Raw genomic sequence first — 13,878 nt, 5'->3', positions numbered from 1 at the left:
TCACTTCCTGTCGGGCGCGTCTTGGGGGCTCTTGCACCCGTTGGCCGGGAACGGGATCCTCGGCACCGGCGCCACCCGCTCGCCGGGCTTCGGCGCGGGTTGCGCCTTGAAGTCGTAGGTGCATCGGCTGGGGTTGCTGAACAACACTTCGAGGCCCAGGTCGGGGCGATCCCGGCGCAGGGTCTGCACGGTCGCCAGTATCTCCGGATCGTCGGTGACCACCCGGATCGGCAGCTTGGGGAACTTGACCACGATCCGCTTGGTCAGTTGTTCCGGCGTCTCCTGGGTGCCGTAGTACGGCTTGGCCTGCCACGCGGTGCCCAGGTTGCGCGAGAGCACGTCGACCCACAACGTCCCGTAGTAGTTGGCCTGCCAGTCGTTCTTCATCTGCACTATCGTCGCGTGGCCCCGGGGGTCGGGCTGGGCCCGGATCGTTTTCAGGACCAGTTGGGCGAGCCGGGGGTGGTCCATCTTCTTCGTGAAGTAGCCCACACCCCAACTGAGATCGCGCGGCGGCTTGCGCCACACGTCGCGGTCCGGGTTCGCGTTCAGGGCGAGGGCGGCGAACAGCGCCATCGCCAACACCAACGCCGGAACGGGGCGGGTGAACGGGGCCGATCGGCGGGCCCGGCCCGCGAAGTGCCCGGGTCGCCAGCGCGGTGCCACGAACCAGGTCGCGCCGAGGCAGACGAGGGCGACCACGATGAGTTGATGCAGCAACTTCTCGTAGTAGTACGAGGTCTCGCCGATGATCGCGCTCTGGTAGACGAACATCAGCGCGACGACCCCGCCCGCGCAGACCATCCACAGGATCGCCATCCGGCGCACCGGGTTGCGCCAGGCCGATCGAGACAGCAGGCCGAGCGCGACGACCAGGACCAGGAGCGCGAGCAGGTGCCGGATGGTGGGACTGATTCCGCCCCCCGCGTTCAGCGAATCCGACTTCACCGACTCGCTGTTGAGGATCGGCAGGTAGAGCGCGCCGAACGCGGTCACCACGACCGCGCCGACGGTCCACAGCGGCTGCCCGAACAGTCGCTTGCGATTGCCGAACATCCAGACCAGGAGCAGCACTCCGGCCAGGGGGAGGAACAGGTAGTAGGTGAAGGACAACCCGACGGTCAGCGCGGCCAGTACGCACATCTGCTCCCGCAACCGGGGCAGCGGCCGGCTGGTGACCGCGACCAGCAGCGCCAGCAGGCCGAGGCCGACGAATTCGCTCGGGAAGCCGCGCAGGAACATCGCCATACCGTCGCCGAAGTACAGATATGCCATGGCCGCCGTACCGACGGCGACGTAGCGCCATGTCGACAGTGCCGTTCCGGCGATCCAGCGCATCGACCACAACACGGCGAAGACGAGAAAGACGAGCGTGGCCGCGTAGAAGTAGACGAAGTGATCCAACGCGGTGGTCGCGGAACCGGCGGCGGTACTCGAACGCAGGAAGTTGTCGAACAGACTCATCCCGAAGTGACTGCCCTGCGGATAACCGAAAAGTTCATTCGTCAGTCCGGTACGCGTTTCCGAACGATTCAAGAACGTGTAACCACCGGCGGTCCTGATCGTGTCGTAGAGCGCGAAGTGTCGGCCGAGATCCTCCGCCACCACCACCAGGGAAAGCCGGCCGACCAGTCCGCGGCCGAGATAGGGAAACACCGTTCCGATGGTGACCGCGGCGGTCAATGCCACGGTCACCAGATCGGGGAGGTTCACCGTCCGGGGCAACGCGGGCCGCCGCCCGGCGACCACCGCCCCGATCGACACCGCGGTGAAGCCCACCCCGGCCACCGGCACCGGGTGCAGCCCCCAGGGCCAGACCGAGAACACCAGCCCGGCCAGGCAGGTCGCGCCCACTGCCAGCGAGAACGCGAAGACCAGGCGGTCGAGGACGGTTCGCCCCGAGCGCAGCAGGGAGGCCACCAAGCCGATGAACAACACGGGCAACACGACCGCCGCGTGGGCCGCGTAGGCCACGATCGGCACCAGCCAGGACATCGCCAGCGCCGCGAGCAGGATCAGCAGGCTCCGGCCGAGGCGGGAACCGCGGGCGGGCGACGGTCCCGGCGAGGCGACCGGACCGAACGGTGACGCGGTCGCCCGCGCGCTGTCTGAGACGGTCACGATTCCTCGTTCGGTCCGGTGAAACATACGAACTGGGCGGGCCCACGATATCGCATGGTATAAAGCGATCGAATTCAGACCTTGATGAAGTCCCATTTTTGGACGTCACCACTGCCGAGAGGCGCCTGGAATACATCTCCACCGGGCGCGTGGGCACCGGTGAGCGCCATGCCGGAATGGGCGAAGATCAGGCTGAATCCGGTCGCGACGTCGCCGTGCGCGCGTACCGCCTGGGCTGGGTCGAGGGCCCGCGCGACCAGCCGGGCCCCGCACTCGGCGGCGGTGCTCGCGCCCGGGACCGCCACGATGACCTCGCCGCCCACCGGGATCAGCCCCCAGCCGTACCGGATGCCGGCCAGGCGGAACGCGCTGCCCGGTTGGTCCCTGGCCGCCGTGGTGGTCACCGGGGCGTCGGGCTCGGGCCGCGCGCTCAACTCGAGACCGTTGCCCCGATTGCGGATGCGGTAATGCGGTCCCAGATACGGATGTGCGGCAACCGGCTCGACGCGGTCGGGAACCGGCATCGGGAGCACCAGATCCCGGCGCCAGGCGGCGTCCACCTCATAGGATTTGCGGAGCCAGGGCCCGTACACCTTGCTGCGTTTGGCGTCCGGATCGTAGTCGGTGTATACGCCGAAGGCCTTCTTCTTCCGCGCCGCCTGTTCGCCGGTGAGATTCACCGGCTCCCGCTCGATCGTGTAATCCCGGTGATATGTGACGGAGCAGGGCTTGGTGTCCTGCTCGAGCGCGTACTTGACCAGGCGGGACACGGCCACGTGGTCCTGGTGGAAACCGCCGACCGGATCCGGGTCGCCCTGAAGGTCGGACGTCGGATCCAGGGTATTGACCCGATCCGGCTTGAATTCGTCCCGCAACCCGCGCAGGAACGCGACCAAGCGGTCCCGGTCGAGGTCCTGCGCGGGAAAAGTGTCACCGGGCCGCGTGGTGACCCGGGTGTTGTCCGCGTACAGACCCCAGAGGCGTTTCGCGCCGAGCGGGGTCCGCATGTACCCGTCGGGAATTCGGGTCTCCAGTATCGAGACCCGTTCGCCCAGGGTCCACAACGTCGCCCGCACGCCGCCCGACTCGTAGGGCTGCGACTTCCAGTCCCGAAGTTCGGCGCCCAACGTACGCGCATAGGCGTCGCGCAGGCCCTGCTCCCGATCCGTCATGTACTTCGGGTAGCCCTGGTAATCCGACGCGTTGAAGTAGACCGACCGCAGGAACGCCCCTGCGGTCAGGTTGTCCAACAATTCCGGGCTGAGGAAGAGCAGATCGTCGTCGTGGTGCGCGACCACGTTGAGCACGCGCGTCGTCGACGAGACGACGGGCGCCGACGCCGGACGGGCGACGGCCCGCGACGGCGCGGACCCGTCGCCCCGATCGAGCAATTCCACCGCTGTGACCACACCCGCGCCGGCGAGGGCGAGGCCACAACCACCGACAAGTACGCTCCTGCGCGATACGACCATCTTCGAACCCGAGTCCACTTCCGTGTACGTGCGGTGGCGGCACGGCCCGGTCGTCCGCTCGAGAACCGGATCAGCTCGTCGAGATGTGCTCCGACGCGGGAACCTCGGCGACCTGTGCGGGCCGGCCGCCGTTCTCCGCGACCCGAGCCGGCGCCTCCGGCCGGTTCGCGTTGAGCAGCTGCGCCTCGCGGATGGCCACGCTGCGCGCGAGGTCGGTGATCTTCTTCTCCAGGGACCGGAACCGCATGAAGGTGTTCATCGCCATGAAGGCGACACCTACTACGAGTCCGTAGAGGATCAAGTCGGTTCCACGACCGACGCCGACCTTGTGCGCGAGCCACGTGGTGTCGGAGGGACGGATCACCGCGTAGGCGTTGACGCCGACGAACAGCAGGAACGCGATGCGCTTCCAGGCCCGGGTGCGCACCTGGTCCCACTGCAGGACGAAGAGGGCCAGCAGGCCCGCGGCGCCGAGGAGGAGAATTGCCTGGATCAACATACGATCATTTACCCCGCTGCCGAACCGACATGTCAAAGAGGATGTTCACGCCATTGATGAGCGACTGGCCCTTGGCTTTCGAGTATTCGGTGTAACGGACGGACACGGGCATCTCCTTGATGCGCAGACCCGAACGCGCCAGGAAACCGACGATCTCGGATGCGTGTGCCATGCCGTTCATGTTGATGCGCAACCGCGCCGCGGTCTCCCGATTGAAGACCCGCAACCCGTTGTGCGCGTCCGTCAAGTGCAGCTTGCGGGACGTGAGGCTCACCGCTGCAACGGTTCGCAGCACGATTCGCTTTATTTTGGGAATCTCCGTGCTGGCTTCCAGGAAGCGCGAACCGAGCACGACGTCGACATCACCCATGCGGATGCGTTCGACCATCGCCTCGGCGTCTTCGACCCGGTGTTGCCCGTCGGCGTCGAAGGTGACGAAATACCGAGCGCCCGGCTGGGCGAGCGCGTAGGTGATTCCGGTTTGCAAGGACGCACCCTGGCCGAGATTGACCGGGTGCTTCACGAGGTGCGCAACGGTCCCGAAAATTTCACGGGCCGAATTGTCGGAGCTGCCGTCATCCACACAAACAATGTTCGGGAATACTAGAGATGCATCCGTGACGACTTGGGCGATGACCTGGTCTTCATTGAAGACAGGGATCACCAACCATACGTCGCTGTAGTCCCGCACCAGACACTCCAAGATGAGAGTTTTCGCTACCGCGTCTGATTGTTTCGAGCAACAATCCGAAGAGACGAACCGACGCGCACTCGGCCCGGCCACGCGGCCTCCGGTCGATCATCGGCCGAACCTGTCGCCTCGTATGTCCAGTAGACTCGCGAAGCTATGGGCCCATCACCTCAGAGGATCCTAACCGATCGGCTGCCTGGTGGGTCGCCCATGATCGCCTGTACGGTCCTGTGCTGAGGGCCCGAGCGATCAGATCGGTGGGCGACGCGGGCGGGCCCGATCTCCACGCCGCCTCACTCCATCCCAACTTCGCATCGGCCGGGTCTCCGTGAATCTCGTAGTACGCGCCGTCCGGGCTCTACCCCCGGGCACGCTCCGAGTCGGCATCGGCGTCGTCGTTCTGGGCGCCGCCTCATATGTGCATCTTGCGCTCGCCGGCCACACACTGTCGTCCGACGGCATGGCGAATGTGTCGGTTTTGTGGACCATCGCCTTTTCCGTGGGGTATGGATTTTATACCCCGGTCGAACAGGAGATCACTCGAATCGTCGCCGCCCGCAAAATCGGCGGCGAGGGCGCGGCTCCGGTATTGCGCAGGGGCATGGTCCTGGCCGGCGCCATCCTGGCGGCGGTGCTGATCGTGGTCGCGGCCGGCGCCGTACCCATCGCCGACCGGCTGTTCGCCGGGCAGCGCTCGATGCTGATCGCCCTCGCCGGCGCGTTCGTCGGGTTGGCGGCGACCGCGGTGACCCGCGGCATCCTCGCCGGACTCGGCCTGTTCCGGGAGTACGGCGCGCAGTTGGCGATCGACGGCGGCCTGCGGATCGCCTTCGCGTTCGGCCTCGGCATCGCCAAGGTCGAGTCGGCGCTGATGTTCAGTCTGATCCTGACCGCGGCCCCGCTCCTGTCGGTCCTGGTCACCCTGCGCCCGGTGCTGCGGCACGCGCTGCCGGGAACCACGGTGCCGTGGAAGGCGATGTATCGGGGCCTGGCCCTGCTCATCGTCTCCACGATGTTGTCCCAGATCGTGGTGAACATCGCGGTCATCAACGTCAAGCTGCTCGAACCCGGCGAGGTCGAACTGGTCAGCGCGCTGCTGTCGGCGATCGTGCTGGCCCGGGTGCCGCTGTTCGTCTTCAGTTCGTTGCAGACCTCGCTGCTGCCGGGGCTGGCGAGCGCGCACGCCGCCGGTGATCGCGCCGCGTTCCGCCAGCTCGTACTGCGCAGTTGCGGCATCGTCGCGGTGCTCGGCCTCAGCGGCGGAGCGGTGGCCACGATCCTCGGTCCCTGGCTGGTGCCGACCCTGTTCGGCTCGCCCGAGGTGCTCGGCACCGGGGACTTCGCCTGGTTCTCGCTGGGCACGCTGTGCTACATGCTCGCCCTCGTACTCGGGCAGGCGCTGATGGCCCAGGGCGGGCACCGGCACCAGATGTGGTCCTGGGTGATCGGCGTCGCCGCGCTCGCCGCCGTGACCGCGTCGCCGGGTTCCATCCAGATCCGGGTCGAGGCGGCCTACCTGACCGGATCGCTGATCACCGCGCTGGTCATGGCCTTCCTGCTGTGGAGTCTGGGCAAGCGCCGACCAGGGCACCATGTGAGCGACGCCCGGGCGGAGGATGCCCTTCGGGGCACTCCGACCGACAGCGTCGTGCAAGCCTGAAGCACCACGTTCACTCGACTCGCAACCGGAGACTGTGTTGGAAACGATCGACGTCGCGATGCCCTACTACGGCGACGTGGGCATGATGCAACAAGCCGTCCGTAGCGTCATCGCCCAGACCGACCAGAACTGGCGGCTCATCGTCACCGACGACGGCTCCGAACCCGGCGTACCGGAGTGGTTCGAGAGCCTCCAGGACAGTCGCATCGAGTACCAGCGCAACGAACACCGCCTGGGCGTCACGAAGAACTACCAGAAGGTGCTCTCGCTGGTCGAGAACCCGCTCCTGGTCTTCATGGGCGGGGACGACGTGATGCTCCCCCACTACTTCGCCACCGTGCGGGCCTGCTTCGAGCAGTACCCCGACGCCAAGATCGTGCAGCCGGGGGTGCAGGTCATCGACACCGCCGGGAACCCGGCGATGCCCTTCGTCGATCAGGTCAAGCGGCACCTGTTCGCGCCCAAGGTGCAGGGTCGCCGGCTCTTCGGCGGCGAGGACCTCGCGGTCGGCCTGATCCGCGGCAACTGGCTGTACTTCCCCTCGCTGGCGTGGCGCAGCGACATCGCCAAGAAGGTGGGCTTCCCCGACGACCTGGACGAGGTGCACGACCTCGCCATGGTGATCGACGCGCTGTGCCTGCACGCGACGATGGTGGTCGACGACACCGTCTGCTTCCGCTACCGGCGGCACGCGGTCAGCCACTCCTCGGCCGCGGCCGCGAGCGGCCGCCGCTTCGTCACCGAGCGCACCTACTTCACCGGCATGATCGAGCGCTTCGAGGCCCTGGGGTGGCACCGCGCGGCCGCCGCCGCGCGCAACCACGTCGGGTCGCGCCTGCACGCGCTCACGCTCGTCCCCAAGGCGGTCCGTCGCGGGGACAAGAGCTCGGTGCGCAACCTGACCCGGCACGCCTTCGGGAACACGAGCACCCACTGACACGGGGAGGAGGCCCCCGACGCGTCACGCGTCGGGGGCCTCCTCGCCGTCCCGACCGACGCGCTCCGCCGCGTGCCGGGCCCACAGGCGCCGCATCGCGTGCCCGAGCGGGTGAACCGGGCGCCAGCTCAGCAGCTCCTCGGCGCGCGCCACCGACATGCACTGCCACTGCTCGTCCGGATCCGGGTCGGGGAACTCCTCGATCACCTCGGCCGGGACGCCGCCGGCCTCGACGAGCAGGCGAACCAGATCGCGGGCGGGCACCGCCGCCCCGGCGCCGATGTTGACCACCCCCCGCGCGGTCGATTCCGCGGCGAGGACCACCGCGGCCACCACGTCGTCGAGGTCGACGAAGTCGCGACGCGCACCCAGCGACGCGAAGGCCAAGCGCACCGGCCCATCGGATCCGGCGCCGCGTGACAACCTCGCGGCCACCCCGCCCAGCAGGCTGTGGCCGGGCTGGCCGGCGCCGACCACGTTGCCCACGCGCAGCACGATCGCGTCCAGGCCCGCGTCCTCGGCGGCCGCGCCGATCCGCTCGGTGCAGCGCAGCTTCGCCGTGCCGTACGCGGCGACCGGGCGTGCCGGCGAGTCCTCGTGCAGGATCGTGCCGACCGGGACCAGACCGTATTCGTGCACGGTGCCCAGGTGCACCAGGCGGGGGGCCCGATCCGACCGGCCGATCGCCGCGATCACGTTCTCGACCAACGTCAGGTTCGCGCCGACCAGTTCCTCGTCGGTCAGGCCCCACATGCCGCCGGCCGCGTTGATCACGTGGGTCACCCGGTGCTCGGCGAACACCTCGGCCGTCACCTTCGGGGGCGCCTGCTCCACGTCCAGGCGCACGAACGTCGCGGCGACCGGGGTTGCCGGCTCCCGCCGTCCGATCGCCACCACCGCGTGGCCGCGCCCGGCCAGGGCCGCGCACAGCGGGCGGCCGATGAACCCGCTACCGCCCAGGACGGCCACCCGCGCGGGGGTGGCCGGCCCACCCGGCGCGGCGGACAGCGATTCGGCCATGTGCCGCTCTCTTTCCATGGAGACCGGCGAACCCCCTCGGGGTCGCCGCAACGCGGGTCATCGCGCCCGGCGCACCGAGCCGAACGCGTGCGAGACGATGTTGGTCACACTTTCCATCCGCCCGGTCCGTACCGCACCGGGCAGCAGGGTCAGCGCGTGCAGTCGCGACGCGACGTGGAAACGCGCGGCCCTGGCCGTCCGCGGCCAGCCGTGCTCCTGGGCCACCACGGCCAACTCCCGGAAGAAGTCCCGCTCCTCGGCGAAGCGGGCGCCGTTGACGGCGGTGGCCGACGAGATGCTCGCCGCGTGCCGGCGATACTGGAAGCTGATCGGGCTGGAGACGAGCAACTCCTCCCCCCGAAACAGCAGTTCCAGAACCAGAGCGAGATCCTGGGTGACCCGGAGGTCCTCCCGGAACGGCACCGCCTTGAGCGCGTCGGCGCGCCAGCACACGGACGGGAAGTAGAGCCAGTTGCCGCGGACCAGGCCGGTGGCCAACTCCTGACCGCCCATCAGGCGGTGGCCGTCCACCTTGGGCGCGTAGATCCGCCGTTTGGTCCCGTCCACCAGGGTCTTCACCGGTTGTCCGAGGCCGTCGATGACCTCGACGCCCGGCTGGATCATCGCCACGTCCGGCGCCAGCGCGAGCGATTCACGCATACGTTCGAGATAGTTCGGCAGCATGATGTCGTCGGTCCCCATCAGGACCACCCGGTCGAACTCGACCAGGTCGATGCACTTGCGGTAGTTGCCGGACACTCCGAGATTGCGCTCGTTGCGCAGGTAGCGCACACGCGTGTCCCCCAGCGAGTCGAACCACTCCGCGACGCCCTCCTCGCGACCGTCGTCGACGACGGTGAGTCGCCAGTCGCGGTCGGATTGCGTCATGACGCTGCGCACCGCGGCCTGCATCAGCGGAACGGGGCCGTAGTAGGGCAACATGATGTCGAACGTCGTCATGCGATCAATACACCTAAGTGCTCGGCAACGGATGTCGGTGACGCGTCGAGCGTCCCACCGGATCAGGTGCCCGTCGCCCGCGCCTTCAAGGGTTCCCACCAGGATCGGTTGTCCCGGTACCAGGCTACGGTGTCCGCGAGTCCCCGCTCGAAAGGTACGACCGGGGCGTAGCCGAGTTCGTCCTGGATCTTGCGGATCGACAACGAGTAGCGCAGGTCGTGGCCCTTACGATCCTCGACCGGCCGCACCATCTTCCAATCCGCCCCGCACGCCTCCAGGAGCATCCCGGTCAACTCCCGGTTGGACATCTCGACACCGCCGCCGATGTGGTACGTCTCGCCGGCGCGGCCTTGACGCATCACCTTCTCGATGCCCGCGCAGTGGTCCTTCACGTGCAACCAGTCCCGTACGTTCCCGCCGTCGCCGTACAGCGGGACCGGCCTGCCGTCGAACAGGTTGGTCAGGAAGAGGGGGATCATCTTCTCGGGGAACTGGTAGGGCCCGTAGTTGTTGGAGCAGCGGGTGAGCACCACGTCCAGGCCATGGGTGCGAAAGGCCGCCAGGGCCAACAGATCCGCCCCCGCCTTGCTCGCCGAGTAGGGGGAATTGGGCGCGAGCGGCCAATCCTCGGTCCACGAGCCCTCGCTGATCGAGCCGTAGACCTCGTCGGTGGACACCTGGACGAAACGCCCGAGTCGATGCTTCCGGGCGGCGTCGAGCAGGGTCTGGGTGCCGACGACATTGGTCGTCACGAATTCCATCGCGCCGGAGATCGAGCGGTCCACGTGCGATTCGGCCGCGAAGTGCACGATCACGTCGTGGCCCGGCACGACCTGATCGACCAGTTCGATGTCTGTGATGTCGCCGCGGACGAACGTGTATCGCGGGTGTCTCTCCACACCCGCCAGATTCGCGGTACTTCCCGAGTAGGACAGCTTGTCCAACACTGTGATCGAGTCGGACACGCTCGAACGGGACAACAGACCCCGTACGAACTCCGAGCCGACGAAACCGGCTCCGCCTGTGACCAAGATCCGCATGGAAACGGCATTTTACACGTTCTGCCCGAGCGGTATCGGCTCCCGCGCCGGTGGACGGGAGGATCCGCCGCAACCTGGGATTCACCCACACCACGTAGGGTGTGCGCCATGCGCGGCATTCTTCTCGCGGGTGGCACCGGCTCCCGACTGTGGCCTTTGACCCAGGCCGTCTCGAAGCAGCTCATGCCTGTCTTCGACAAGCCGATGATCTACTATCCGCTGTCCACACTGATCATGTCCGGAATCCGCGAGATCCTGGTCATCACCACCCCCCACGACCAGCCGCAGTTCCGACGCCTGCTCGGCGACGGATCGCGGTTGGGACTGAGCATCGAATACGCGGCCCAGGAGCGACCCGAGGGAATCGCCCAGGCATTCGTCCTCGGTGCCGACTTCATCGGCGACGAATCCGTCGCGCTCGTACTGGGCGACAACATCTTCCACGGCGTCGGCCTCGGTCGACAGTTGCGTGGTCACACGGATCTGAAGGGCGCCCGGGTCTTCGCCTGCCCGGTCGCCGACCCGAGCGCCTACGGCGTGGTGGAGTTCGACGCCGACGGTCGCGCCCTCTCGATCGAGGAGAAGCCGGCACGGCCCAAGTCCCGCTACGCGGTGCCCGGGCTGTACTTCTTCGACAACCAGGTCGTGGAGATCGCCCGTGGGCTCACCCCCAGCGCGCGCGGCGAGTTGGAGATCACCGAGGTCATCGCCGCCTACCTGCGCGCGGACCGACTGAACGTGACCCTGCTCGACCGCGGCACGGCCTGGCTGGACACCGGCACCTTCGACTCGATGGTCCAGGCCGCCGAGTTCGTCCGGGTGATCGAGCAGCGTCAGGGGCTCAAGATCGGCTGTGTCGAGGAAGCCGCCTGGCGGGCCGGGTTCATCGACGACGAGGCGGTGCGCGCGATCGCGACTCCCCTGCTCAAGAGCGGCTACGGAAAATACCTGATCGACCTGCTCGCATACGGTGAGGGCTTGGCCCCCCACCCGACCCCCGCCGACTGAGGAAGCCCGCATGGATATCCGCCCGCTCGGCATCGACGGGGCCTGGGAGGTCACGCCCCGTCTGCACGGCGACCCACGTGGCATGTTCACGGAATGGTATCGATTCGATCACCTCGCACAGGCGGTCGGACACCCGCTGAACCTCGCCCAGGCCAACATCTCGGTGTCCGCCCGCGGCGTGGTCCGGGGCGTGCACTTCGCCGATGTCCCGCCGGGTCAGGCGAAGTATCTGACCTGTTCGCGCGGTGCCCTGCTCGACGTGGTGGTGGATCTGCGGGTCGGCTCGCCGACGTTCGGTCGCTGGGAGAGCGTCCTGCTGGACGATGTCGAGCGCAAGGCGCTGTACATCTCCGAGGGCCTGGGGCACGGATTCTGCGCACGGTCCGAGGACGCGACACTGGTCTACATGTGCTCGGCCGTGTATGCCCCCGAACGCGAACACGCGGTGCATCCCCTGGATGCCCGATTGGCGATCGACTGGCAGACGGACGAGCCGGTGCTGTCCGCGCGGGACGCGGAGGCCCCGTCGCTGGAGGAGGCGGCCCGCACGGGTCTGCTCCCGCAGTACACGATCTGTAAGGACTTCACCGACTCGCTCGGTCTCGTCGGCACCTGACGCCGGCACCGAGAACGTCCCGTGGCGCAACCCGCGACGGGGCCGCCAACGTCTCGACTGCTGTCCTGCCGGTCGACCCCCCGCGGGTCGACCGGCAGGACCTTGCCCGGCCCATTGAAGGAGAAACCAGGTGGAGTGCGCCCCGTCGCCCGAACTCCCTACGTCCTCACCCCCACCGGAGACGGTGCCCAAGAGCGCGGCCGCGACCGCGGCTCCGTGGTGGCGGCGCCCGCTGTTGGTCTGTGCGGAGGGCGCCGTGGCGATGTTCACCGCGCTGGTGTTCGCCATCTGGGCGCGCAACATCCGGGTCAACCCGATCAACCGGATCGGTCAGGTCAGCGGCCTGGCGACGCTCCAGTTGCGGATGACGCTGATCTCGCTGCTGGTCATCGCGGCACTGGTGATCGCCTACCGGCGGTTCGGTCCGACCCTGCAGGCGCTGGTGGTGCGCCTCTCGTGTGCCGTCGTGGCGGGACTGGCCACCGGCTTCGTGGCGGGCGGCACCACGATCGGCCTGCGCGGCACGCCGTGGCCCATCAACGGGGTCGGCGGTGACGTGGGCACCCTCGCCAACTGGGCGGGGGCGATCAACCGGGGCGAGTCGATCCCGTCCGGCGTGTACCCGCCGCTGTTCCCGGAGTTCCTGGCCCTGTGGGCGAAGGTGCTCCGAGGCGGCAACACCTCGTACGCCCTCCAGGACATGCAGATCCTGCTGATGGCGATGATCGGCCCGGCCGCCTACCTCGCCTGGCGGTTGTGGTTCCAGCCGCTGTGGGCCCTGGCCATCGGGGTGACCAGCTCGATTCCGCTGTACGAACCGATCAAGCCCTACACGACGATCGTGCTGGTCGTGTTCGTGCCGGTGATCGCCAAGTTCATCCAGGTGCTGCGCAGATCCCCGCAGATGTCGCAGCGCGATCGGCTCGTCACCGGCGCGGCCTTCGGGGTGATGCTGGGCGTGATGATGATCGCCTACTCCGGCTGGTTCGTCTGGTCGGCGGCGGGTGTGCTCGTGACGTGTCTGCTCGTGTTGCCCTGGCGGCGCGGCTTCAAGTCGGCGCTGGTCTTCCTCGGCGCGACGCTCGTCCCGTTCCTGCTGATCAGCGGTCTGTACCTGAAGGACCTGCTGCTCAAGGGCGGCGGCGAGAAGGACTCCTACTTCTACTTCGACACCAAGGTCGACCCCGCCTACTTCCTCATGTGGCGCAGCGACACACCGGGCGAGGTGGGCATGTGGCCGCCGCCGGGCGAACTCGGCGGTGTCGGCGTGTTCATGCTGATCCTGCTGGTGGGGCTCGCGGTCGCGCTCGCCCTCGGCATGCGGCGCTCGCTGGTCCTGGCGCTGGTGGCCTGCCTGGCCAGCTCGTGGCTGATGCGGTTCTGGTTCGCGTCGCACATGTTCCAGAACGACGCGGTGCAGCTGTACCCGCGCACCTCGATCGAGCTGGCCTACGTGATGCTGCTGCTGGTCGGCGTGGCCGTGCACCTGTCCGCGCAACGCATGCGTTCGTTGTGGAACCGGTTCGTCGTGCATCGCGCGGACCCGGCCACCGAGGTCGAGCCGATGCACGTGGGCGCGCGCTGGCGCACCACTCCCGGCATGTCGACCACGATCGGGGCGCTGGCCGCGATGGCGCTGCTGTTCGGTATCGCGGCGTCGTCGGTGTCCGACGACATCATGCCGGTCGACGACACGAGCATCGGTTCGCTGACGTTCCGCTCGCACCAGCTCCAGAAGACCAACGGCGAGTGCCCGAGGTACGCCAAGAACCACAAGTGCCAGCGGCTGGGCACCCCGCCGTGGAAGTCCCCCGTGCACGGCACCCCCGGGGCGAAGAGCGGCTGATCGGGGCC

The 13,878-nt window shown here is 68.0% G+C and carries 12 protein-coding genes; 5 read left to right on the top strand and 7 right to left on the bottom strand.

Going from position 1 to position 13,878, the window contains the following annotated elements:
* From ACH4XV_RS36700 to ACH4XV_RS36685, 4 genes are all read right to left on the bottom strand, one after another.
* Positions 1 to 2,121 (bottom strand): hypothetical protein, encoded by a 2,121-nt coding sequence (locus tag ACH4XV_RS36700; RefSeq protein WP_395796922.1) that lies wholly within the window; start codon positions 2,119 to 2,121, stop codon positions 1 to 3.
* A gap of 74 nt (positions 2,122 to 2,195) precedes the next feature.
* On the bottom strand, positions 2,196 to 3,518 hold the full coding sequence (locus ACH4XV_RS36695) for a PIG-L family deacetylase (protein WP_395796920.1): 1,323 nt from the start codon (positions 3,516 to 3,518) through the stop codon (positions 2,196 to 2,198).
* Between the two features lie 145 nt (positions 3,519 to 3,663).
* Positions 3,664 to 4,092 carry a DUF2304 domain-containing protein gene (locus ACH4XV_RS36690; RefSeq protein ID WP_395796918.1) on the bottom strand — a complete coding sequence of 143 codons (429 nt, stop codon included), beginning with the start codon at positions 4,090 to 4,092 and terminating at the stop codon, positions 3,664 to 3,666.
* 4 nt (positions 4,093 to 4,096) lie between these two features.
* On the bottom strand, positions 4,097 to 4,783 hold the full coding sequence (locus ACH4XV_RS36685; RefSeq protein WP_395796916.1) for a glycosyltransferase family 2 protein: 687 nt from the start codon (positions 4,781 to 4,783) through the stop codon (positions 4,097 to 4,099).
* Between the two features lie 499 nt (positions 4,784 to 5,282).
* Between ACH4XV_RS36685 and ACH4XV_RS36680 the strand changes: the two genes are divergently transcribed.
* Together ACH4XV_RS36680 and ACH4XV_RS36675 are read left to right on the top strand one after the other, a co-directional pair.
* Positions 5,283 to 6,443 (top strand): lipopolysaccharide biosynthesis protein, encoded by a 1,161-nt coding sequence (locus ACH4XV_RS36680; protein ID WP_395796914.1) that lies wholly within the window; start codon positions 5,283 to 5,285, stop codon positions 6,441 to 6,443.
* 37 nt (positions 6,444 to 6,480) lie between these two features.
* Positions 6,481 to 7,380 (top strand): glycosyltransferase family 2 protein, encoded by a 900-nt coding sequence (locus ACH4XV_RS36675; protein ID WP_395796912.1) that lies wholly within the window; start codon positions 6,481 to 6,483, stop codon positions 7,378 to 7,380.
* 24 nt (positions 7,381 to 7,404) lie between these two features.
* On the opposite strand, the gene ACH4XV_RS36670 is transcribed toward ACH4XV_RS36675, so the two are convergent.
* The 3 genes from ACH4XV_RS36670 to rfbB form a co-directional block, all read right to left on the bottom strand.
* Positions 7,405 to 8,400, bottom strand: coding sequence for an NAD-dependent epimerase/dehydratase family protein (locus ACH4XV_RS36670; protein WP_395796910.1), 996 nt, complete (start codon positions 8,398 to 8,400; stop codon positions 7,405 to 7,407).
* Between the two features lie 57 nt (positions 8,401 to 8,457).
* Positions 8,458 to 9,360 carry a glycosyltransferase family 2 protein gene (locus ACH4XV_RS36665; protein ID WP_395796908.1) on the bottom strand — a complete coding sequence of 301 codons (903 nt, stop codon included), beginning with the start codon at positions 9,358 to 9,360 and terminating at the stop codon, positions 8,458 to 8,460.
* Between the two features lie 62 nt (positions 9,361 to 9,422).
* The gene (gene rfbB / locus ACH4XV_RS36660) at positions 9,423 to 10,400 is read right to left on the bottom strand and encodes a dTDP-glucose 4,6-dehydratase (RefSeq protein ID WP_395796906.1); all 978 of its coding nucleotides are present in this window, start codon (positions 10,398 to 10,400) and stop codon (positions 9,423 to 9,425) included.
* Positions 10,401 to 10,508: 108 nt separating this feature from the next.
* On the opposite strand from rfbB, the gene rfbA reads away from it, so the two are divergent.
* From rfbA to ACH4XV_RS36645, 3 genes are all read left to right on the top strand, one after another.
* Positions 10,509 to 11,408 (top strand): glucose-1-phosphate thymidylyltransferase RfbA, encoded by a 900-nt coding sequence (gene rfbA, locus ACH4XV_RS36655; RefSeq protein ID WP_395796904.1) that lies wholly within the window; start codon positions 10,509 to 10,511, stop codon positions 11,406 to 11,408.
* 10 nt (positions 11,409 to 11,418) lie between these two features.
* Entirely contained in the window at positions 11,419 to 12,024 is a 606-nt protein-coding gene (locus tag ACH4XV_RS36650) for a dTDP-4-dehydrorhamnose 3,5-epimerase family protein (protein WP_395796902.1), read from the top strand.
* Positions 12,025 to 12,154: 130 nt separating this feature from the next.
* Positions 12,155 to 13,870, top strand: a complete 1,716-nt coding sequence (locus ACH4XV_RS36645; RefSeq protein ID WP_395796900.1) for a hypothetical protein — start codon at positions 12,155 to 12,157, stop codon at positions 13,868 to 13,870.
* The last annotated feature ends 8 nt before the right edge of the window (positions 13,871 to 13,878 follow it).

It is taken from the genome of Embleya sp. NPDC020630, assembly GCF_044334985.1.
GTDB lineage: Bacteria > Actinomycetota > Actinomycetes > Streptomycetales > Streptomycetaceae > Embleya.
This window is presented reverse-complemented; position numbering and strand designations above follow the sequence as displayed.

Bases quoted from the DNA above. Each gene is read 5' to 3' on its own strand.
- ACH4XV_RS36690 (WP_395796918.1), bottom strand. From the start codon at position 4,092: ATGTTGATCCAGGCAATTCTCCTCCTCGGCGCCGCGGGCCTGCTGGCC.
- ACH4XV_RS36670 (WP_395796910.1), bottom strand. From the start codon at position 8,400: ATGGCCGAATCGCTGTCCGCCGCGCCGGGTGGGCCGGCCACCCCCGCG.
- ACH4XV_RS36665 (WP_395796908.1), bottom strand. From the start codon at position 9,360: ATGACGACGTTCGACATCATGTTGCCCTACTACGGCCCCGTTCCGCTG.
- rfbB (WP_395796906.1), bottom strand. From the start codon at position 10,400: ATGCGGATCTTGGTCACAGGCGGAGCCGGTTTCGTCGGCTCGGAGTTC.
- rfbA (WP_395796904.1), top strand. From the start codon at position 10,509: ATGCGCGGCATTCTTCTCGCGGGTGGCACCGGCTCCCGACTGTGGCCT.
- ACH4XV_RS36650 (WP_395796902.1), top strand. From the start codon at position 11,419: ATGGATATCCGCCCGCTCGGCATCGACGGGGCCTGGGAGGTCACGCCC.